Origin of the sequence: Allochromatium palmeri (assembly GCF_009720725.1) — a bacterium.
Lineage (GTDB): Bacteria > Pseudomonadota > Gammaproteobacteria > Chromatiales > Chromatiaceae > Thermochromatium > Thermochromatium palmeri.
Genome location: NZ_WNKT01000017.1, coordinates 38523 through 57512 on the forward strand (window position 1 = coordinate 38523; position 18990 = coordinate 57512).

Annotated in this window: 18 protein-coding genes and 5 tRNA genes; 16 read left to right on the plus strand and 7 right to left on the minus strand. The window is 62.8% G+C overall.

The window, feature by feature from the left end:
* Position 1 precedes the first annotated feature (1 nt).
* The 3 genes from GJ668_RS09625 to GJ668_RS09635 are packed head-to-tail and all read left to right on the plus strand — an operon-like array spanning position 2 to position 2938.
* Positions 2-538, plus strand: coding sequence for a TRAP transporter small permease subunit (locus GJ668_RS09625; RefSeq protein WP_155449942.1), 537 nt, complete (start codon positions 2-4; stop codon positions 536-538).
* Between the two features lies 1 nt (position 539).
* Entirely contained in the window at positions 540-1991 is a 1452-nt protein-coding gene (locus tag GJ668_RS09630; protein WP_186343008.1) for a TRAP transporter large permease subunit, read from the plus strand.
* Positions 1992-2038: 47 nt separating this feature from the next.
* Positions 2039-2938, plus strand: a complete 900-nt coding sequence (locus GJ668_RS09635) for a CPBP family intramembrane glutamic endopeptidase (RefSeq protein ID WP_155449943.1) — start codon at positions 2039-2041, stop codon at positions 2936-2938.
* 31 nt (positions 2939-2969) lie between these two features.
* Here the strand turns inward: GJ668_RS09635 and GJ668_RS09640 are convergent, their stop codons facing one another.
* Both GJ668_RS09640 and GJ668_RS09645 read right to left on the minus strand, forming a co-directional pair.
* The gene (locus GJ668_RS09640; RefSeq protein ID WP_155449944.1) at positions 2970-3446 is read right to left on the minus strand and encodes a LytTR family DNA-binding domain-containing protein; all 477 of its coding nucleotides are present in this window, start codon (positions 3444-3446) and stop codon (positions 2970-2972) included.
* Between the two features lie 283 nt (positions 3447-3729).
* Positions 3730-4140 (minus strand): hypothetical protein, encoded by a 411-nt coding sequence (locus GJ668_RS09645; protein WP_155449945.1) that lies wholly within the window; start codon positions 4138-4140, stop codon positions 3730-3732.
* An 81-nt stretch (positions 4141-4221) separates the two neighbouring features.
* On the opposite strand from GJ668_RS09645, the gene GJ668_RS09650 reads away from it, so the two are divergent.
* Positions 4222-4986: a lysophospholipid acyltransferase family protein gene (locus tag GJ668_RS09650; protein WP_246194766.1), complete on the plus strand. Its 765-nt coding sequence runs from the start codon at positions 4222-4224 to the stop codon at positions 4984-4986.
* Between the two features lie 3 nt (positions 4987-4989).
* Here the strand turns inward: GJ668_RS09650 and prmC are convergent, their stop codons facing one another.
* From prmC to hemA, 3 genes are read right to left on the minus strand one after another with little or no spacing between them, the layout of a single operon-like run.
* Complete coding sequence (gene prmC, locus GJ668_RS09655) at positions 4990-5859, minus strand: peptide chain release factor N(5)-glutamine methyltransferase (RefSeq protein ID WP_155449947.1); 870 nt, start codon at positions 5857-5859, stop codon at positions 4990-4992.
* Positions 5852-6931, minus strand: coding sequence for a peptide chain release factor 1 (prfA, locus tag GJ668_RS09660; RefSeq protein ID WP_155449948.1), 1080 nt, complete (start codon positions 6929-6931; stop codon positions 5852-5854). The genes prmC and prfA overlap by 8 nt, the downstream gene beginning before the upstream one ends.
* Positions 6928-8202, minus strand: a complete 1275-nt coding sequence (gene hemA, locus GJ668_RS09665; protein WP_155449949.1) for a glutamyl-tRNA reductase — start codon at positions 8200-8202, stop codon at positions 6928-6930. The genes prfA and hemA overlap by 4 nt, the downstream gene beginning before the upstream one ends.
* Positions 8203-8368: 166 nt before the next feature.
* Between hemA and GJ668_RS09670 the strand changes: the two genes are divergently transcribed.
* From GJ668_RS09670 to pth, 6 genes are all read left to right on the plus strand, one after another.
* A complete protein-coding gene (locus GJ668_RS09670) occupies positions 8369-10141 on the plus strand; it encodes a tetratricopeptide repeat protein (protein WP_155449950.1) in 1773 nt (590 codons plus the stop codon).
* A gap of 40 nt (positions 10142-10181) precedes the next feature.
* A complete protein-coding gene (gene ispE, locus GJ668_RS09675; protein WP_155449951.1) occupies positions 10182-11036 on the plus strand; it encodes a 4-(cytidine 5'-diphospho)-2-C-methyl-D-erythritol kinase in 855 nt (284 codons plus the stop codon).
* Between the two features lie 43 nt (positions 11037-11079).
* Positions 11080-11154 (plus strand) — tRNA-Gln (locus tag GJ668_RS09680).
* A gap of 42 nt (positions 11155-11196) precedes the next feature.
* On the plus strand, positions 11197-12150 hold the full coding sequence (locus tag GJ668_RS09685; RefSeq protein WP_343032200.1) for a ribose-phosphate diphosphokinase: 954 nt from the start codon (positions 11197-11199) through the stop codon (positions 12148-12150).
* A 114-nt stretch (positions 12151-12264) separates the two neighbouring features.
* Positions 12265-12876 carry a 50S ribosomal protein L25/general stress protein Ctc gene (locus GJ668_RS09690; protein ID WP_155449952.1) on the plus strand — a complete coding sequence of 204 codons (612 nt, stop codon included), beginning with the start codon at positions 12265-12267 and terminating at the stop codon, positions 12874-12876.
* Between the two features lie 78 nt (positions 12877-12954).
* Positions 12955-13539, plus strand: a complete 585-nt coding sequence (pth, locus tag GJ668_RS09695) for an aminoacyl-tRNA hydrolase (protein WP_155449953.1) — start codon at positions 12955-12957, stop codon at positions 13537-13539.
* 88 nt (positions 13540-13627) lie between these two features.
* Here pth and GJ668_RS09700 read toward each other — a convergent pair whose 3' ends face one another.
* Positions 13628-14983 (minus strand): OmpP1/FadL family transporter, encoded by a 1356-nt coding sequence (locus GJ668_RS09700; protein WP_155449954.1) that lies wholly within the window; start codon positions 14981-14983, stop codon positions 13628-13630.
* A 195-nt stretch (positions 14984-15178) separates the two neighbouring features.
* Positions 15179-16516 (minus strand): UDP-glucose dehydrogenase family protein, encoded by a 1338-nt coding sequence (locus GJ668_RS09705; protein ID WP_155449955.1) that lies wholly within the window; start codon positions 16514-16516, stop codon positions 15179-15181.
* A gap of 169 nt (positions 16517-16685) precedes the next feature.
* On the opposite strand from GJ668_RS09705, the gene GJ668_RS09710 reads away from it, so the two are divergent.
* From GJ668_RS09710 to secE, 6 genes are all read left to right on the plus strand, one after another.
* Positions 16686-16770, plus strand: a tRNA-Tyr gene (locus GJ668_RS09710).
* 56 nt (positions 16771-16826) lie between these two features.
* Positions 16827-16900 (plus strand) — tRNA-Gly (locus GJ668_RS09715).
* A 30-nt stretch (positions 16901-16930) separates the two neighbouring features.
* Positions 16931-17006, plus strand: a tRNA-Thr gene (locus GJ668_RS09720).
* A 70-nt stretch (positions 17007-17076) separates the two neighbouring features.
* Positions 17077-18267 (plus strand): elongation factor Tu, encoded by a 1191-nt coding sequence (tuf, locus tag GJ668_RS09725; protein ID WP_155449956.1) that lies wholly within the window; start codon positions 17077-17079, stop codon positions 18265-18267.
* A gap of 63 nt (positions 18268-18330) precedes the next feature.
* Positions 18331-18406 (plus strand) — tRNA-Trp (locus tag GJ668_RS09730).
* Between the two features lie 205 nt (positions 18407-18611).
* Positions 18612-18989 carry a preprotein translocase subunit SecE gene (gene secE / locus GJ668_RS09735; RefSeq protein WP_155449957.1) on the plus strand — a complete coding sequence of 126 codons (378 nt, stop codon included), beginning with the start codon at positions 18612-18614 and terminating at the stop codon, positions 18987-18989.
* The last annotated feature ends 1 nt before the right edge of the window (position 18990 follow it).

Below are 18990 nucleotides of genomic sequence, written 5' to 3' on the forward strand. Positions count from 1 at the left end.
TATGGAGTTTTTACTCGGTTTCTCAGCTCTCATCGACCGGCTCAATCGTCGTGTCGGTCAGATCACGCTGTGGCTGGTGCTGTTGAGCGTGCTGCTCAGCGCCCTGACGGCTACGCTGCGCTACCTGCTCGACTGGGGCTCGAACGCGATGATCGAGGGCCAGTGGTTCATGTTCGGATTGATCTTTCTGTTCTACGCCCCCCTGACGCTTCAGGAACGCGGCCATGTGCGGGTCGATATCCTCTACAACCGCCTGCCGCCGCGCGGACAGGTACTGGTCGAGATCTTCGGTGGACTGCTATTCCTGGTGCCAGTCTGTCTGCTGATCCTGGTCGACGCCTGGGGCTATTTCCTCATCGCCTTCCATCAGAACGAATCCTCGATCAATCCGGGCGGACTCATCTGGTGGCCGATGAAGCTGGCCATCCCGATCGGTTTTGCGCTGCTGGCCCTGCAGGGCGTCTCCGAGATCATCAAGGGGCTTGCCGCCCTGACCGGCCACCGCCCGCTGCCCACCGCGACGACCGGAGGACATTGAAGTGACAGCCTGGTTCGTGGCGAATATGGCGCCGGTGATGTTCGCCGCGCTGGTGCTCTTTCTGCTGATCGGTTATCCGGTTGCCTTCTCACTGGCGGCTGTTGGGATGCTGTTCGGCTGGATCGGGATCGAACTCGGGATGCTGACCCCGGCACTCCTGCAAGCCCTGCCGGATCGGGTGTTCGGCATCATGCGCAACGAGATCCTGCTGGCGATCCCGTTTTTCACCTTTATGGGTCTGATCCTGGAACGCAGCGGGCTGGCCGAGGAACTGCTCGACACCGTGGGTCAGATCTTCGGCGGGGTGCGCGGCGGGCTGGCCTATGCGGCGGTCTTTGTCGGGGCGCTGCTGGCGGCGACTACCGGCGTGGTCGCGGCGACCGTCATCGCCATGGGCCTGATCTCGCTGCCGATCATGCTGCGCTATGGCTATCATCCGCGCTTGGCCACGGGCGTCATCGCGGCCAGCGGGACGCTGGCGCAAATCATCCCGCCTTCGCTGGTGCTGATCGTGATGGCTGATGTGCTCGGGCGCTCGGTGGGCGATATGTACAAGGGCGCGCTGTTGCCGGGACTGATCCTGACCGGACTCTATGCGCTCTATGTCTTCGTCAATACGCAGATCTGGCCCGAGCGCGCCCCGGCTCTGCCACTGGAAGCGCGCACCCTGCATGGCCGCGCCCTGGTTAAACGGGTGGTGCTGGCGCTCATCCCGCCGCTGGCGCTGATCTTTCTGGTGCTCGGAACGATCTTTATCGGCTGGGCGACCCCGACCGAGGGCGGAGCCATGGGCGCGGTCGGCGCGCTGATTTTGGCCGGTCTCAAGGGTCGGCTCAAGCGCGTGATGCTCACCGAGTCCATGGCCTCGACCGCACGCATCACCAGTTTCGTGATCTTCATTCTGATCGGCGCGAGCGTCTTCAGTCTCACCTTTCGCGGCGTCGACGGTGATCTCTGGGTCGAGCACCTGCTGACCTCGCTGCCCGGTGGCGTGCTCGGCTTTCTGATCTTCGTCAATCTGCTGGTGTTTCTGCTGGCCTTTTTTCTCGATTTCTTCGAGATCTCGTTCATCATCTTACCGCTGCTGGCGCCTGTGGCCGCGAAGCTCGGCATCGATCTGGTGTGGTTCGGAGTGCTGATCGGGGTCAACATGCAGACCAGCTTCATGCATCCGCCCTTTGGCTTTGCGCTCTTCTATCTGCGCTCGGTCGCGCCGCCGAGTGTGCGCACGACGGATATCTATTGGGGCGCGGTCCCTTTCCTGGCCATCCAGCTGTTCATGGTGTTCCTCATCATCGCCTTCCCCGAGTTGGTGAACTGGGGGCTGGATGGAGCGACGACGCTGAGCGATCCGAGCGAGATCGTCCTGCCTGAGCAAGGCGGTTCCAGTCTGCTCGACAGCGGGGATTTCGAGGGCTTGTTCGGGCCGCCGCCAACGGGTTTGGAGCCTTGATGTGCGCATGAGCGAGCCGCGTCGAGCCTCTCTAACGGATTGAGTGCATGCGTACCACGCTATTGTTCTTTGTCTATCTGCTCGCCTGCCTGATCCTGGCCGCCCTGCTGACGCCGTCGTTGATGGCGACAGGCTGGATCGCGATCGAGCCGCATCGGGTCATGAGCCGCCTGGCTCAGGTGCTGATCCTGATCGGACTCTGGCCTTTTCTGCGCTGGCAGGGGCTAGCCAATCGCGAGGCGCTTGGGTTCGGTCCGGGCTGGCCTGTCATCAAGCGCGCGATCATCGGCGGCTGGGGGCTGGGGGTGCTGATCCTGCTGGCGCTGGCGCTGGCCCTGCTTGAACTGGGGGTCCGTCTGCCGGATCCGACGCCGGATTTCTGGACGCAGAGTGCCGCGCGTGTCGTGCAGGCGCTGATCGGCGGGTTGCTGATCGGACTGCTGGAAGAGACCTTCTTTCGCGGCGCGCTCTATTCAGCGATCCGCCGGCGTGACGGCGTGCGTTCAGCCATGCTCTGGAGTGCGGCGCTCTATGCCATGCTGCATTTCATGAAGCCGGGTTCCTTGCCCGAATCGATGGCGTTCGATGGGGCCGGGGCGCTGTGGATGTTCACCCATGTTTTCATCGATGTCTTCCAGTGGTCGCATCTGGATTCACTGGTCGCGCTGTTCATGGTCGGGCTGTTCCTGGCCCTGGTGCGCGAGCAGACTGGGCACATCGGCTGGTGTATCGGACTACACGCGGGCTGGGTGCTGGTGATCCAGGTCAACCGCCGGCTGACCGACGGCAATGACGACTCGCCACTGTCCTTCCTGGCGGGTGACTATGACGGCACCATCGGCTGGCTCGCCGCGCTCTGGATCGGGCTGCTGATGGCACTCTACTGGGCGGGGTCGGCGGGTCTGCGAGCCTGGCACGGACGATCGGGTGAACGGCCGCCGGGATAGTGGCCTGATGCCGTCTATCACGCGCGGCGTGTCAGTTCGGCCTGTGGTTCGAGTCGCGCGTCTCGCGCAGCCAGCATCGAACGTCGCTGAGATGACGACGGCTAACGACAGGTCTGTCCGCACAGCCGGTCAGGAGGGCGAGCGTCGAGCCGTCAGGCTGCTTGTCGAGTCCGCATAAACGCGAACGCGCGACCAGGGTGTTGCGGTGGATGCGTAGCAGCAGATCCGGAAAGTCGAGCTCGAAGGCCCGTAGTGAACGGTCGACGAGTAACACGCCATCCAGATGGCGGACACTCACATATTTCTGATCCGCACGCAAATAGATGACATCCGTGAGCGAGATCGTCTGCTGTTGGCCGCGATAGTAGGCGCGGACCTCCAGGTTGCGTTCACGTGCGTCGTGGAGGCGGACCGTCCGGCTCTCTGGCGAATCATCCAGCCCGCTGGCGGGAATCAACCAGGTGCGTTCGTCTCCTGACCTACCGTCCGCCGCCTCTAGCGTCTTCATGTCCTGCCCTCAAATCCATGGCACCCGAGTGCTCGTCTCGGTTGCATCGAACCCCTATGCTCGGCCGCTCCAGGACTCGTGACTCTGTCCTAGCGGCACGTCAGTACATTCGAGCCCGAGTCTAAGCATTTCAATGTTTGCGTACTGTGAAATAGTACCGATTTTCGAAATTTCGACCGGATCGCTTGCAGACAGGCGCAAACCTGAGCCCGAAGCCGATGGCTGGAAGAGGAGGCGGGAACCCGCGGAGAGGAAGACGGAGACGGTACGGCGCGACCGGGAGCTAGAGATAACGGCGCCAGTGCTCAGGGCGCTCGTCGCGGCAGCCGTGCTCGATCAGCGCATAGCGCTTGGCAAACAGCTTCTGGGTCGAGTTGAGCTCGTCGAGCGCGAGGCCGCTGTTGGCGCGGACGGTCTCCTCGGTGTAGTGGTGCAGGGCGCGGCGCAGACGGTTGAAGAGGCCGGTATCGAGGTGCAGGCCCAGTTCGCTCAAGGCATCCTCGATCTCGATCAAGGTGGTCTTGAGAACGTCGTAGCGGACATGCAACAGGAACGGCGAGGCCGGTTCGGCATGGAGGATGCCGTCCACCTCGATCAAAAACAGCGCCGCCGTTCGCGCTTGATGCGGATTCGGGTGAATCCGATGAAACACGATCTCGCGATGCTTGATGCGCTCGTCGTCGTCGATGTCCATAGTGTCTTTATGCTAATACGGAACCCGAAATAATCAAGCAGTTTAAACTCTTGGCTTGGAAGATCTATATTCGCTGGGTGAATGATGAAAGAAACCAATATTACGCCGGGCCTCTGGTTGCGCAGCCTGCTGTTTTTCATCCTCTACAATCTGATGGGCATCGTGCACAGTCTGCTGAGTCTGGCATTCGCGCCCTTTCAGACACGCCTGCAACGCCATCATTTCGTCAATCACTGGACGCGCGCGACCATGTGGCTGTTGCGTCACCTCAATGGCATCGAGATCGAGGTCGAGGGACGTGAACACCTGCCACAGGATGAGCCGGTGGTCATCATGGCCAATCATCAAAGTGAGTGGGAGACCTTCTATCTGCAACTGCTGGTCTCGCCGCAGGCTACGGTGCTCAAGCGCGAATTGCTGTGGGTGCCGTTTTTTGGCTGGGCGCTGGCCCTGCTCGAACCCATCGCCATCGATCGCGGCAAGCCGGTCAATGCGCTCAAGACCGTGTTGCGCGTGGGTACGCAGCGGCTCGATCAGGGCGTGAGCGTGGTGATCTATCCCGAGGGGACGCGCCAGCCGCCGGGGCAAGTCGGGCGCTTCAATGCCGGTGGCGCGCGTCTGGCCTGTCAGGCCGGGCGGCGCGTACTGCCCGTGGCCCACAATGCCGGCGACTGCTGGCCGGCGCGCTCGCTGCTGCGCCGACCGGGGCGCATCCGGCTGGTGATCGGCGCGCCGATGGATTGTGTGGGCGGGGTCGATGCACTCACGACGCAGGTCGAGCACTGGATTCGCGAAACAGCGACGGCGCTTATGGCCGAGACTTCGCGTGCCGAGTCGGAGCGCTGAGCGTTATCGATAGCCGAGGGTGACGCGGTCCAGTCCGGCCAGATCCGGTTGGGTCTCGACTGCGTGCAGTCCAGCCGACGTCAGGATCTGGCGCGCCGCGGCGCCCTGATCGAAGCCATGCTCGACGGCGAGCAGTCCGCCGGGACGCAGACAGCGTCCAGCCTCAGCCGCGATGGTGCGGATGGCGTGCAGGCCATCGCCGCCGGGCGTGAGTGCTGAACGCGGCTCGAAGCGCAGATCACCCCGGTCGAGATGCGGGTCGTGTCCGGCCACATAGGGCGGGTTGCTGAGGATGGCATCCAGGCTGTCTGGAGCCAGAGCCGCGAGCCAGTCCATCCGCAGACAGGCAATCCGCTCCAGACCCAGCGCCCAGAAATTCTCGCGCGCGACCGCCAGTGCCGGCGCCGAGCGGTCGGTCGCGATCAGCGACCAGCCGGGCCGTTCGCTCGCGACAGCCGCCGCGATCGCACCGCTGCCGGTCCCGAGATCAGCGAGCTGCCATGGGCGCCGGGCGTCGAGGCGCTCAAGCGTGATCTCGACCAACAATTCAGTTTCGGGACGGGGGATAAGTGTGTCGGGCGTGACCCGGAGTTCGAGCGTCCAGAACGCCTGCCGACCACGAATATAGGCGATCGGCTCGCCAGCCAGCCGGCGCGCGAGCAGCGCCTCGAAGGTCGCGACGGCCTCGGCGCTCGGCGCACGCTCCGGCCAGGCCAGCAGCGCGGTGCGCGTCCAGCCGGTCGCCTCGGTGAGCAATAGTTCCGCTTCCAGTCTCGGGCTTGCGTGCGGCAGAGCTTCGAGCGCGGCTGTCGCGCGGCCTAGGATGGCGTCAGTGCGAGTGTGCAACGTGCCGACTGACGCCGTCTCAGGCATCCATCATCGCTGCCAGTTGCTCAGCGCGATATTCGCTCAGCAGCGGTTCGACGACCTGATCGAGCTGTCCGGTCATGACTTCGTCGAGCTTGTAGAGCGTGAGGTTGATGCGATGATCGGTCAGCCGGTTCTGCGGAAAATTGTAGGTGCGGATGCGCTCGGAGCGATCTCCGCTGCCGACCTGGAGCTTGCGCGACTCGGACTGCTCGCTGGCCTGCGTCTCACGCGCACCCGCCAGCAGCTTGGCATGCAGCAGCGACATCGCCTTGGCGCGGTTCTTGTGCTGCGAGCGCTCTTCCTGACACTCGACCACGATGCCGCTGGGCAGATGGGTGATGCGGATGGCCGAATCGGTCTTATTGACGTGCTGACCACCGGCCCCCGACGAGCGATAGGTATCGATGCGCAAATCATTGGAGTTGATGTCGATGGCATCGATCGACTCGGCCTCGGGCAGTACCGCAACGGTACAGGCCGAGGTGTGGATACGGCCCTGCGACTCGGTTTCCGGCACGCGCTGGACGCGATGCGCGCCCGGCTCGAACTTCAGCCGCGAATACACCCCGCTGCCGCTGACGCGGATCACGACTTCCTTGTAACCGCCGAGTTCGCCCTCGCTGGCTGAGACCTGTTCGGTGCGCCAGCCGATGAGTTCGGCGTAACGCATGTACATACGCATCAGATCACCGGCGAACAGCGCCGCCTCAGCACCGCCGGTCCCGGCGCGGATTTCGAGGAAGGCGTTGCACTGATCGTTGGGGTCCGGCGGGATGAGCCGCGTTTGCAGCTCCGGCTCCAGCGCCTCCAGCCGTTCGCGCGCGGCCTCGATCTCGTCACGGGCCAGCGCGGCCATCTCGGGATCGGCGAGCAGCTCCTCGGCCGCCGCCAGATCACGCTCCGCGTCCTGGTAGCGCCCGTAGCACTCCATCAGTGGCTGGAGCTGGGCATATTCGCGGCTGAGATCGCGAAAACGCCCCTGGTTGGACTGGGTTTCAGGTTCGGCCAGGAGCGCCATGACCTCGCTGAAGCGCTCGGCGATGCGCTCCAGCTTGGCACGAATCGACGGGGTCATGAGTTGGATTGCAGCCGGTCTGGAGCCAGTTGAAACAGCTCGTTGGCTGCATCCAGGATGACGGCATCCCCATCGCGCGCGGCCTGACGCAGACGCGAGCTGGGCGCATGCAGCAGCTTGTTGGTGAGCGTGTGGGCGAGGAAGTTGAGCACCTCAGTCGGGGACTTGCCGGCGTCGAGCTGGCGCTGTGCACGCGCGAGCACCTCGTCGCGCAGTTCCTCGGAGCGCTGGCGGTAGTCCTGGATCAGACCGGCGGCATCGAGCGAACGCAACCAGGCCATGAACTCGCCGGAGTGGAAATCGATGATTTCCTCAGCCTGCACGGCCGCGGCCTGACGTGAGCGCAGACTCTCGTCGATGACGCTCTTCAGATCGTCGACCGTATAGAGATAGACGTCGCTCAGTTCGCCGACTTCCGGCTCGATGTCGCGCGGCACCGCGATGTCGACCATGAAGATCGGGCGATGCTTGCGCTTCTTGAGCGCGCGCTCGACCGTCCCCTTGCCGAGCACCGGCAGCGGGCTGGCCGTGGAGGCGATGACGATGTCGGCCTCGGGCAGATGGTTGGCGATCTCGGTCAACGAGATGGCGAAGCCCTCGAACTGGGCGGCGAGATCATGGGCACGCTCGACGGTGCGGTTGGCGACGATGATGCGCCCGATACCGTTGTTATGCAGATGGCGTGCGGCCAATTCGATCGTCTCGCCGGCACCGATCAGGAGCGCGGTCTGCTTGGAGAGATCCGAGAAGATCTGGCGCGCCAGATTGACAGCCGCAAAGGCCACCGACACTGGATTGGCGCCGATCGCCGTCTCGGTGCGTACCGTCTTGGACACCGAGAAGGTATGCTGGAACAACCGCCCCAGCAGCTTGCCGGTGGCCGAGCAGTCGTTGGCGGTCTGATAGGCTGTCTTGACCTGGCCGAGGATCTGCGGCTCGCCGAGCACCAGCGAATCCAGTCCGCTGGAGACGCGCAGCAGATGGACGACGGCACTGCGGTCGGCATGCGCATAGAGGAAGGGATCGACCCGTTCGTGCTCGATGCCGTGGAATCCGCTCAGCCAGTGCCTTAGAGTCTCCTCAGCGCCATCCTCGATGGCGCAATAGAGTTCGGTGCGGTTGCAGGTCGAGAGGATGACCCCTTCGAGGACGCCATCGCACCCGGTCAAGTCACGCAACGCACCGGCGATGATGTCCGGACCAAAGGCCAGTCGCTCACGGATGTCGACCGGGGCGGTCTTGTGGTTGAGTCCGAGGACAAGCAGCTTCATATTGAATTCGTGTCGCTCTGAATAGTGATGGTGAGACGCGGCGCAATGTTACCAATTTTTTTGTCGAAATGATGCCCGCGCGGTCGCTTCAGTCCGCGCGGGCTACTTGGCTATACTTGGCTTCCCGGCCGTTCATGTCCGTTGCTCATCCTTGGGACGATTCAACATGCTTGTTCAGCGCTCTCAGTCCATCTCCATCGCGCTCAGTCTGGCTCTGTGGTTGCAGGCAGGCGCCGTTTCGGCCCTGACCGAGACCCCGGCATCCGCCGCCGCGAGTCCGCCGGTCGTCACCAAACCGGTTGCACCCCGACCAATCGCGGGGCTGACACCGGATCAGATCTATCACGTCCTGGTTGCCGAGGTCGCCGGTCGTCGGGGCGACATGTCGCTCGCCTTTACCCATTATTTCAAGGCCGCCGAGCTGACCCGCTCGCCGGCCATGGCCGAGCTGGCGGTGCGCGCGGCCATTAGCGATGACAACGACGCGGCCGCCGGTGAGGCCATGGCGCTGTGGCTCACGCTGGCGCCGAATACGCCCGATGCCCATCAGGTCGCCGCCTTCCTGCGTATCAAGGCCGGGGATCACGAGGGCGCCTTGATCCATCTCCAGCGTCTGGTCGAGCTATCGGGGGAGGGCGGCGAGACGGCCTTTGCCAAGGCCGCTGCCATTATTGCGCGTCTACCGACCCCGGAATCACGCATCACGATGATGGAGGGGCTGGTCGAGCGTTTCCCCGAGAGCGCCGATGCCTATCAGGCGCTGGCTATGATAGCGGCCAGTGCATCGAACAACGCGGTCGCCGAGCGCGCCGCACGGCAGGCCATGGAACGACGTCCGGACTGGAGCGCCCCGCAGTTGTTCCTGGTGCGCCTGCTGCTTGCCGATGACAAAGACGCTGAGGCACGCACGCTGTTGGAAGGATTCGTTGCATCAAATCCGGGCGACCGGACGCTCAAAATGCTCTATGGCCAGCTTCTAGTCGATGAGCGTGAGTTTTCGACCGCCCGCGCCGTCTTCGAGCAGATGCTGCGCGATCATCCCAATGAGCCGGACGTGCTCTTCGCCGTCGGCATCCTCTCGCTCCAGCTCGAAGACCTGGCCGGTGCCCGGCTGCACTTCGGGCGGCTCTACGAGTCCGGACAGCGTCAGGACGAAGCGGCCTTCTATCTGGGGCAGACGGCCGAGCGGGCCGAGGATGTCGCCACCGCACTGACGTGGTATGCCAAAGTCAGCGGGACGAATGCCGACGATGCGCGCGTGCGTTTGGCCTTTCTGCGCGCCAAGCGCGGCGAGGTGGCACAGGCGCGTGAAATCCTGCAACGGATGCGCGATCAATCGGCAGACAATGCCATGGCGCTGTTCATGGTCGAGGCCGAAATCCTCGACGAAGTGGACCGACCCGATGATGCGCGAGCCGTCTACGACGAGGCGCTCGTCGCTTTTCCGGGCGACGATACGCTACTCTATGCGCGCGGCCTGCATGCCATGAAGCACGGCCAGATCGCACTGGGCGAGCGTGATCTGCGCCAGATCATCGAGGCCGATCCGGAACATGCCGATGCGCTGAATGCACTCGGCTATACGCTCGCCGACCAGACCACTCGATTCGCCGAGGCGCTCGAACTCATCGAACGCGCTCATGCGCTCAAGCCCGATGAACCGGCGATCCTCGACAGCCTGGGCTGGGTCCATTATCGTCTCGGCGATTTCGATCAGGCATTGGCCTATCTCCAGCAGGCCAACGATCAGCTCCAGGACGGCGAGATCGCTGCCCATCTGGGCGAAGTGCTCTGGGCGCTGGGTCGACGCGCTGACGCCTGGGCGGTGTGGGACAAGGCCGTTGAGGCCGATCCGGAGCACGCCTATCTGCAAGAGGTTGTCGGGCGTCATCGGCTCTCGCGCAGCGAGTCTGAGCGCAAGGGTGCGTCCTCGGACTGAATCGCACAGTGAATCCAATCCAAGTGAGTGAACGACTGAAATGACCGACCGGGATCGCGCGCGTGCCTGGCCCGCCCCAGCCAAACTGAATCTGATGCTGCGTGTCGTCGGGCGACGTCCCGACGGCTATCACGAGTTACAGACCGTCTTTCAGTTCATCGATCACAGCGACTGGCTGTGGTTCGATGTGCGCGAGGACGGCGCTGTGCGTCGTCTCGATGCGATCGCGGGCGTGGCCGAAGACGATGATCTGACGGTGCGGGCCGCGCGTGCGCTCCAGCGCGCCACCGGCTGCCGGCTCGGGGCTGACATCCGCTGTGAGAAGCACCTGCCCATGGGCGGTGGGCTGGGTGGCGGCAGCTCGGATGCCGCTACCACCCTGGTCGCCCTGAATCAACTCTGGGGCACGGGACTCGATGAGGAGGCATTGTCGGCGATCGCGCTTCCGCTCGGGGCCGACGTGCCGGTGTTCGTGCGCGGGCGTGCGGCCTGGGGGGAGGGCGTCGGTGAGCGCCTGGAACCGGTCGAGCTGCCCGAACCCTGGTATCTGGTCTTGGTGCCGCCCTGTTCGGTGGCGACGCGCGATGTTTTTTGTCATCCGGAATTGACACGCGACTCGCGACCCATCACACTAGCGGACTTTCTAAGCGGGGATGTCACGAACGACTGCTTGCCTGTCGTGCGGCGCGAGTATCCCGAAGTCGAATCGGCGCTCGATTGGCTCTCTGCTTGGGGTGGTGGTCGATTGACAGGCACTGGAGCCTGCGTGTTCGCCGTTTTTGACGACGAAGCGCGCGCACTGGAGGCATTCAGTCGATCACCGGCGCGAATGCAGGGTTTCGTCGCCAGAGGGCTCAATCGCTCGCCCGTGCTGGGCCGTCTGATCCAGGGCTGAGCCATCCAGCGTCACCCGTACCGTTCACGCCTGTTATATCCTTTGGGGTGTCGCCAAGAGGTAAGGCACCGGGTTTTGATCCCGGCATTCCCAGGTTCGAATCCTGGCACCCCAGCCATTTTCCGTTTTTTCTCGCATTCGCGCAGACAGGAATCCACCCGTGCCTGCAAGCCAACTCATGGTCTTCTCCGGGAACGCCAACCCGGGGCTGTCGGCTGAAATCACCGCTCATCTCAGTCTTCCGCTCGGCAAGGCCGTCGTCGGCCAGTTCAGCGACGGCGAGGTCATGGCCGAGATCCAGGAAAACGTCCGTGGTCGTGACGTCTTCGTGGTCCAGCCGACCTGTGCGCCGACCAACGACAATCTGATGGAACTGCTGGTGATGATCGATGCCCTGCGCTGGGCGTCGGCCAAGCGCATCACGGCGGTCGTGCCCTATTTTGGCTATGCACGCCAGGATCGACGCCCGCGCTCGGCGCGCGTGCCGATCACGGCGCGCCTGGTGGCCAAGATGATCAGTAAGTCGGGCGCCGACCGCGTGCTGACGGTCGATCTGCATGCCGACCAGATCCAGGGCTTCTTCGATATCCCGGTCGACAACGTCTATGCCTCGCCTCTGCTGCTCGGGGATGTCTGGCGTCAGAAGCACGACGATCTCATGGTGGTCTCGCCCGATGTCGGTGGCGTGGTGCGCGCCCGTGCCCTGGCCAAGCGGCTCGATGACGCGGATCTGGCCATCATCGACAAGCGTCGGCCGCGTGCCAACGAAGCGCAGGTGATGAATATCATCGGTGACGTCACGGGGCGCTCCTGCGTGCTGGTCGACGATCTGGTCGACACGGCCGGCACCCTCTGCCGCGCCGCTGAGGCACTCAAGGATCACGGTGCGAGCAAGGTGGTGGCCTACTGCACGCATCCGGTGCTCTCGGGGCCGGCGGTCGACAACATCTCCGGCTCGGTGCTCGACGAACTGGTGGTCACCAATACCATTCCCTTGACCGAACAGGCACGGGCCTGCGGCAAGATCCGGCAAGTGAGCATTGGCGAACTGTTGGCTGAGACCATGCGTCGCGTCTCGAACGAAGAGTCGGTCAGTTCGCTGTTCGTCGATTGACCGGCCAGGCTAGACCCGGCGGGCCGTCCTGGTCCGCCGCCAGAGCGCCGGGATCCTGGTCGCGGGATTCCGGCGTATTCGTTTATCGTCATCCTGAATGAGTGGAGAACGCCAATGAGCGTGAGTTTCGAAGTCAATGCACAGCCGCGCACGGGCGCCGGGAAGGGTGCGAGCCGCCGCCTGCGTCGTACGGGGCTGGTTCCGGCCATCGTCTATGGTGCGCACCAGGATCCTGAGATGGTGACGGTGTCGCACAACGAGCTGCTCAAGCATCTGGAGCATGAAGCCTTCTATTCGCATGTGCTCGATCTCAAGATCGGCGAGGCGATGACCCGGGTCGTGCTCAAGGACTTGCAGCGCCATCCGGCCAAGCCCTTCGTCCTGCATGTCGATTTCATGCGCGTCTCGCAGGACGAGAAGATCAAGATGATGGTGCCGCTGCACTTCCTCAACGAGGACTCCTGCAAGGGCGTCAAGCTCGGCGGTGTGGTTGCTCACACCCTCACCGAGCTGGAAATCGTCTGTCTGCCCAAGGATCTGCCCGAGTTCATCGCCATCGATATGGCTGAGCTGGAAATCGGCTCGGTCGTGCATCTGTCCGAGGTCGCGCTGCCCGAGGGCGTGGCTCTGGCGCATACGCCCGAGCAGGACGAGCCTGTGGTCGCAATCCACGGCGCGCGCACGGGCGGCGAGGATGACGGCGAGGGCGAGGAAACCGCTGCCTGATGGCGTGGTGTTTCCATCCAGGCTCCCAGGCTGCGGCCTGGGGGTCGAACGTCGTATCCCTGAGTTCGATCGAGCACCATGGCTGAGGCGGGCATTCAACTGATCGTGGGTCTGGGCAATCCAGGCGCCCAATACGAGGCGACGCGCCACAATGTCGGCTTCTGGTGGGTCGAGGCCATTGCCAATGCCCAGCATGAATCCTTTCGCGCCGAGCCGAAATTTCTCGGTGAGCTGGCGCGCGTGCGTATCGCCGGCCAGGATGTGCGTCTGCTCAAGCCGTCCACCTACATGAATCGCAGTGGCCAGTCCGTCGTGGCTGTGGCACGTTATTTCGATATCCCCCCTGAGCGCATCCTGATCGCCCACGACGAACTCGACCTGCCGGTCGGCGTGGCGCGCATCAAGCAGGGCGGGGGACATGCCGGTCACAATGGCCTGCGCGACAGCATTGCGGCGCTTGGCGCGCGTGAATTCTGGCGTCTGCGCATCGGCATCGCTCATCCGGGTGATCGGACCCTGGTCACGGGCTATGTCCTGGGCCGTCCTTCGCGCGATGACGAGTCGCGTATCCGCGAATCGCTCGATGACGCCGAGCGTCGGCTGCCCGAGCTTGTCGAGGGGCAATTCCAGATGGCCATGAATCGACTCCACGGCCAGGGCTGAGTACGCTCAGCGTCAGAAGAAGCGCCATCCTTGGGTTGTGAGTGGCCCGCTGGAGCCAACCAGGCGGGCCTCCTTCAGACGCTAGGCGTTAGAAGCGCAGACCAACGCTCAGTTCCAGCTCCCATTGATCCATCGCGATATTGATGGATTCGGGGCCGCCAGAAAGCGGCAGCGAGCAGCCGCAATCCAGATCGTTCTTCGGTGCATACATGGCCGCCAGATTGATCTCGGTGCGCTTGTTCAACTCCTTGGTCAGTCCTGCCGTGAAGTGGTGCTCGATGACGGCGGGTGCAATGACGTTGAAGAGCACGCTATCGGACGGAACGGGCTGCTTGCCGTAGCTATAGCCGGCGCGCAGCGTCAGATCCGGGCGCATGGCCCATTGGACGCCGAACTTGTAGACGGTCATGTCACGCCAGCCGAACCCGACGCCCTGGCTGCCGCCCAGGCAGTGGTCCGTGTAGCCCTGCATGCACAGCATGACGTTGTTCGTCGTGTTGTTGCTGAGCGCATCGACGTCGCCATACCAGATGTGCTGAATGTCGAAGACGAGCGTCAGATCGGGGCGTGCTTGGAACGCCAGGCCGATGTTGGCGAATGCCGGCGCATCCAGATCGCCATCCTCGGCGAAGAGATCCGAGTATTTGTCGAAGCGCTGGAAGTCGACCTGAGTCTGATAGGCCGCGCCGAGCGAGAGTCGTTCATTGAGCTTCCAGAGCGCGCCGACCTGAAGTCCCCAACCAAAGACCCCTTCGCGTCCGCGATTCGATAGATTGTCGGGATTACCATCGGCCGCCAGGCTGCCGAGCGTCGACAGACCTTTGGCCTTGAAGGATTGGTAAGCCAGGATCAGTCCGGCGCCAACCGAAAAATCGTCGTTCAGCTTGCGTGAATAGTTGAGATTCAGCGCCAGTTGGCTGAGGTCCACACCAGTGTTGGAATCCGAGGGCTGAGCCATGGCGCCGCCGTAGGTGCCCAGCCGCATGGTCGTATCCTCAGAGCGGTAGGTCGTGTTCATGCCGCCATTGCCGTAGAGCGAGGCACCAATGGCGCTGACGTCGTCGAGTGGTCGGCTGTAGGCAAAATGCGGGATCAGGAAAAAATCCTTGTCACTGTCCACGGTCCCCGTGAAATTGGCATCGCTGCCGATCGGAATCGGCGGATTGCCGGGTATGCCGGACTCTGAGGCATGCTGCGTATAGCTACGGTGCGGTACGAATAGCGAAGCGCCGATATCCAGGCGTGCCTCATTCAGCCACACCACGCCGGCGACGTTCGAGGCCGAGATCATGGCGTCCTGTGGCAGGGCCGATCCCGCGCCGGCCATGCCCTTACTCTTGGTTCCGAAGCCATGCGACATATAGCCATTGGTGGCCTGGGCGCCGAACGGCACGGCCATGGCCAGAATCAGGCCCTTGGCCAGTGTGGAACGATTGAAACGCATATCGTGTCCTCCTCGGTGATATTGTTCGTGACTCGTCGACGCGCTCGTGAGGCTCGACGGCGCGAATTTAGCACAAGCACCGGGCGTCGACTGCAATTCGATTGATGAATGTCAACCGACCGCACAAACGAAACGAACGGGGAGGGGAACGATCGGAGGCGCCCGAGTGCCGCGTGAGCACTCGGGCGCAGTGGGTCAGGCGGGCATGAGGGTGGCCCGGCCGATGGAGACATAGGTCAGGCCGGCCGCGCGAGCGAGTGGGCCGTCGAGGATATTACGGCCGTCGAAAATAACCGGGGTGCGCAGTCTGGCGCGGATCGCGTCGAAATTCGGGCTACGGAATTGCGACCACTCAGTCACCACCGCCAGGGCATCGGCCCCATCTAGCGCCGCGAGTGCGTCTGCGGCCAGGGTCAGGTCGGCGCGCTCGCCATAGAGACGCTGCGTCTCTTCCGTGGCGACCGGATCATAAGCCTGGACGCGCGCGCCAGCGTCCCACAGCGCCTCCATCAGCACCCGGCTGGACGCCTCACGCATGTCGTCGGTATTGGGTTTGAAGGACAGACCCCAGATGGCGATGGTCTTGCCCGCCAGGTCGCCGCCGAAATAGTCGCGGATCTTGCTGAAGAGCACCTCTTTCTGGCGGAAGTTCACCGCCTCGACAGCTTGCAGGAGCGCGGCCTCATAACCCAGCGCGCGCGCCGTGTGCTCAAGCGCGCGCACATCCTTGGGGAAACAGGAGCCGCCATAGCCACAGCCCGGATAGATGAACTGATAACCGATGCGCGGATCCGAACCGATGCCGACACGCACCTTCTCGATGTCGGCGCCGACGGCATCGGCGATGTTCGACAGCTCGTTCATGAAGCTGATCTTGGTCGCCAGCATGGCGTTGGCGGCATACTTGGTCAGCTCGGCTGAACGCACGTCCATCAGCATCAGCCGGTCGTGACTGCGGTTGAAGGGCGCATAGAGCGCACGCAGCAGCTCGGCCGTGCGTGGATTATCGGTGCCGACGACGATGCGATCCGGGCGCATGAAGTCATCGATCGCCGCTCCTTCTTTGAGGAACTCGGGGTTGGAAACGACGTCGAACTCGAGTTCGTGGCCACGGCTCGCCAGCACTTCGCGCACGGTATCGGACACCTTGTCGGCGGTCCCCACGGGCACGGTCGACTTGTCGACCAGGATGCGGTACTCGTCCATGTGCTCGGCGATCGTGCGCGCGACTGCCAGGACATATTGGAGATCGGCTGATCCGTCCTCGTCGGGCGGCGTGCCGACGGCGATGAACTGAAAGAGTCCATGCTCGACGCCGGCCTTGGCGTCGGTCGAGAAGCGCAGTCGCCCCGCCTCGCGATTGGACTGGATCATCTCGTCGAGTCCAGGCTCGTAGATTGGCACCCCGCCGCTGTTGAGCAGGTCGATCTTCTTCGGGTCGATGTCGATGCAGAGCACATTGTTACCGACCTCAGCGAGACAGACGCCCGTCACCAAGCCGACATATCCACTACCAAAAATCGTTACATCCATCGCTGTAATTCTCAGATAATCGTCAGGGAATCTCTATGAAGCCATGCATGTTAGCAGTTTGCGCCGGGCGACTATATGACGAACGCCTGCTCAGTAGCGCGGGGAATCTGTCGTGATGAAATAGTTGTTGACGCACTATTCGTTCGTGCTTACAATGCGCCGCTCATTTGGAGGGGTTCCCGAGCGGTCAAAGGGATCAGACTGTAAATCTGACGGCTCAGCCTTCGGAGGTTCGAATCCTCCCCCCTCCACCAAGTTGTTTTGCTGCGATTAGCGTTCTCGCGGATATTTTGATGCGGCTCAGCGCTTCGCGGGTGTAGTTCAATGGTAGAACCTCAGCCTTCCAAGCTGATGGTGTGGGTTCGATTCCCATCACCCGCTCCATATCGTGCGTAGAAGGTTAAGTAAAGCTTTGCCCATGTAGCTCAGTTGGTAGAGCACACCCTTGGTAAGGGTGAGGTCACCGGTTCAATTCCGGTCATGGGCTCCATATTTTCGTATCAGGGTCTTGCGTGCCGCGAGGCGCGTTCAATCGATTTGTCACATGCGGGGAGCCGTTCATGTCCAAAGAAAAATTTCAACGCAGCAAGCCTCACGTCAACGTTGGCACGATTGGCCACGTCGACCACGGCAAGACCACGCTGACGGCGGCGATCACCACGCATCAGGCCAAGAAGTTCGGCGGCGAAGCGCGCGGCTATGACCAGATCGACAACGCGCCCGAAGAGCGCGAGCGCGGCATCACCATTGCCACGGCGCACGTCGAGTACGAGACCGAAGCGCGTCACTACGCCCACGTCGATTGCCCCGGCCACGCCGACTACGTCAAGAACATGATCACCGGCGCGGCGCAGATGGACGGCGCAATCCTGGTGGTCTCGGCCGCTGACGGCCCGATGCCGCAGACGCGCGAGCACATCCTGCTGTCGCGTCAGGTCGGTGTGCCCTACATCGTGGTGTACCTGAACAAGGCCGACATGGTCGACGACGCCGAGCTCCTGGAGCTCGTCGAGATGGAAGTGCGCGAGCTGCTCTCCAGCTACGACTTCCCCGGCGACGACACCCCGATCGTCACCGGCTCGGCCAAGCTGGCGCTGGAAGGCGACACCTCCGAGATCGGCGGTCCCTCGATCGACCGGTTGATGGCGGCGCTCGACAGCTACATTCCCGAGCCGGAGCGTGCCATCGACGGCGCCTTCCTGATGCCGATCGAAGACGTGTTCTCGATCTCCGGTCGCGGCACCGTGGTGACCGGGCGTGTCGAGCGCGGCATCGTCAAGGTCGGTGAAGAAGTCGCCATCGTCGGCATCAAGGACACCGTCAAGACCATCTGCACCGGTGTCGAGATGTTCCGCAAGCTGCTCGACCAGGGTCAGGCCGGTGACAACATCGGCGCCCTGCTGCGCGGCACCAAGCGTGAAGACGTCGAGCGCGGCCAGGTTCTGGCCAAGCCCGGCTCGATCACGCCGCACACCCACTTCGAGGCCGAAGTGTACGTGCTGAGCAAGGAAGAAGGCGGGCGTCACACCCCGTTCTTCAACGGCTATCGTCCGCAGTTCTACTTCCGCACCACCGATGTCACCGGCGCCTGCGAGCTGCCCGAGGGTGTCGAGATGGTGATGCCGGGCGACAACGTCAAAATGACGATCAAGCTGATTGCTCCGATCGCCATGGAAGACGGTCTGCGCTTTGCGGTACGCGAAGGCGGTCGTACCGTCGGCGCGGGTGTGGTTTCTAAGATTATCGAGTAATATGCGGTTTCTGTAGCGCGGGGTCATCCCCTGGCTTCGCGCTGTATGTAACTGTTCCGATTTAGGCCAGTAGCTCAATTGGCAGAGCAGCGGTCTCCAAAACCGCAGGTTGGGGGTTCGAGTCCCTCCTGGCCTGCCATTCAAATCACCGAAGCCGTACCTTTTCAGGTACGGCTTCGAGTGAGATCCCCTAGCTTCGCGTGAGTCAATGAGACTTCCGGTCGGGCGCGTTTGATGACATCGTTCAGGTCGCGTTCCGTTGGGTCTGTTGGCTTTGATGGGCTGTATTCGAATCAGAAAGCTCAATTTGTCGCGCTGGGCGCGGTTTGGAAATAGGCGAATTCATGAGTTCACGCGCTGAAACCCGTGGTGCCGGCTTGGATTCTCTCAAGCTGGGTGGCGCTGTCTTCCTGTTGGTCGGTGGTATCCTGGCCTTCTATTATTTCTCCGAGATATCCACGCTGTTGCGTGTAATTGCGCTGCTGATCATCAGTGGTGCGGCAGCCGCCATTGCTTTCCAAACCGAACGCGGTCGTGTGCTTTGGCAGTTCATCTCCGATTCACGTATGGAAGTCCGCAAGGTCGTCTGGCCTTCGCGTCAGGAAACGCTGCAAACGACCCTGGTCGTCGTGGTCATGGTGCTGCTCGTCGGTGTCGTTCTTTGGTTGTTCGATATGATCCTGATGTCGATCCTGCGATTCCTGACCGGCCAGGGGGGCTGAG